The sequence below is a fragment of the Piscirickettsia litoralis genome (genome assembly GCF_001720395.1).
GTDB lineage: Bacteria > Pseudomonadota > Gammaproteobacteria > Piscirickettsiales > Piscirickettsiaceae > Piscirickettsia > Piscirickettsia litoralis.
The window spans coordinates 9,376-11,661 of record NZ_MDTU01000014.1 but is presented as its reverse complement, the minus strand read 5'-3'; the positions used below and the strand labels follow the sequence as shown (position 1 = coordinate 11,661).

Genomic DNA, 2,286 nt, shown 5'->3' with positions numbered 1-2,286 from the left:
AATATAACGCTTGTATTGCTTTTTATCTTTCATAAACACCTCGTTTGAGAATCATATTTATCTCATTGCGAAGTGTCCAGTTTTATTAGGCCAGAATAGCCAACAGTTGATGTGATGGAGTCAATGCGTATCAATTGCGTTATATTAAAAAACAGGATATCTTCGCTCAAAATCAGCTAATTAATAAATTATTTGGATTGGCAGCTTAATTTTACAAAGACAATACAAACAAATAGACTTTCTGACGCTTATTATAATTTTTTGCAACAGTGCCATTTATTTAGCCAGATCGGAAGGTAAGAAGTTAGTTTTTAGTTGACTTGAAGCAAATACCTTCAGAGTCAGGCCAAGCTTTTCCTTTTTGTATGCTTGCATCCATGCAACGCCATTGCTTTGACGTATAGGTCGCATAGGAATGGGCGTTGCAGGTGGATTCTTTGTTAAGAGCTATCTTTCCATGATCTAGTTTATTGTATTCATCTATTACATGCTTACATTCTGCTATTTCGATAGATCGAGATCTAACTTGGTGGTTTGAGCAATAAGCTGTTGTGAAAAATATAGCCACCAAAAAAATGTATCGATTTATTCATGATTCGGAACACTCCATATTTAAATTTCAAATATCCTATAGCAAGTGGTTGGTCAATTGCAACGCAACAAATACTGTGTTTTTATGTTATCATCATAAAAACATGACTATTTTGTATGAATGTTTTATCGAAACTAACTTTATAAGGGAAATATAAATTAATTACGACATATTATAAAGTCCATATGTTACAAAAATCGGCATTGCTCGTTTTTGGAAGAGATCGACAAATAACACCAATATTGTTATTTTTTGACGTTTGAGATGGTTGATGCTTAATTTGATCCTGTGTACTTGAAATATTTATCGGTACTCCTTCATCATCAGCGTAATCTGTTCCAATAACAAGGGCTTGATTAGGCTTAATCGGTACATTGCTAATGCTATATTTGGGTATATTTACAGTAATATCGCCTTCACCGCCATTATAAATAGGCAAGCAAGTGACGTAATGATTAGATATAACTCTCGCTTGCTGACAAATTTGAATAGGATTTAGGTCTTGTTTTGGAATATCTGAGAAATACATTACATAAGAATGTATAGCTTCTGATTTTTGATTAAACGAAATTTGTGCAAAGTTTGAAGCATTTTGTGTTGCTAATGCTGCACCACCCACAAGAAGAGCGGCTAATGCTAGTGCTGACTTTTTAAGGGCCATTTTTACTGATACCTCAATTGATTGGTTATTAACATTTATTTAAATCACTATAATCACAAAAATTAGGCTTTAAATAGAGTGGTGACTACTTAAAAAAATATAACAATATTTATATTAACTTAGCCTTATTATTTTACTCTTATGATTTAAATCATTATTTTTTGTTAAATTGGAATGGTTCTGTTGGCACTGTTGCAAAAAATTATAATAAGCGTCAGAAAGTCTATTTGTTTGTATTGTCTTTGTAAAATTAAGCTGCCAATCCAAATAATTTATTAATTAGCTGATTTTGAGCAAAGATATCCTGTTTTTTAATATAACGCAATTGATACGCATTGACTCCATCACATCAACTATTGGCCGTGCTGTTGAGAGCGATTGATACCATTGGCGGAAGCGGGATTTACGCTTTACCGCTTTATGATCATTTTCAATGCGGTTGTTTAAGTATTTCACCCGCCTGAGTTTACATCGCTTAGAAAAGACACCTTTCTCTTTGGCTTTTTGATGAGCCGGTGGAAATGAAGCGTGCTTGTCGACATTTATAACGCGTGGTGACTTCACATAAGGTTGGGCTATTGCTTTTTTGAAAAAGCGCATGGCGGCCTTGGCATTTTGTTGTCGACTGAGCATCCAATCCAAAGTATTACCATATTTATCAATCACCCGATAAAGGTAATACCAGCGCCCTTTGGTTTTTACCAACGTTTCATCCAACCGCCAAGAGGCACACGTCTGGCGGAAGTGAGGCCTAAGTCGTTTGGCGATCTCAGAGCCATACTCGTGCACCCAACGACAAACTGTTGAGCGTTCAACTTCAAGGCCACGCTCAGCGGCCATTTCTTTGAGATCGCGATAAGATAAGGCGTAGCGGCCATATCAACGAACTAACCAAAGAATAATATCGCCGGAATAATGCTTCCATTTAAAGGGTTGATTTTTATTAATTCGTTTACGTTTGGCCACTGTAATTTACTCTTATTTTCAAATCAAGTAACCAACATACCTCAACCTAATTTTTTTGCAACAGTCC

Annotated in this window: 1 protein-coding gene and 2 pseudogenes; 1 reads left to right on the top strand and 2 read right to left on the bottom strand. The window is 35.4% G+C overall.

The window, feature by feature from the left end; genetic code table 11:
• Positions 1–102: 102 nt before the first annotated feature.
• Positions 103–209: pseudogene (locus tag BGC07_RS20305) on the top strand (IS6-like element ISPsa2 family transposase); the annotation flags it as partial.
• A 555-nt stretch (positions 210–764) separates the two neighbouring features.
• On the opposite strand, the gene BGC07_RS19090 reads toward BGC07_RS20305, so the two are convergent.
• Positions 765–1,253 (bottom strand): hypothetical protein, encoded by a 489-nt coding sequence (locus BGC07_RS19090; protein ID WP_069314637.1) that lies wholly within the window; start codon positions 1,251–1,253, stop codon positions 765–767.
• Between the two features lie 250 nt (positions 1,254–1,503).
• A pseudogene (locus BGC07_RS19085) lies at positions 1,504–2,219 on the bottom strand (IS6 family transposase).
• Positions 2,220–2,286: the final 67 nt, after the last annotated feature.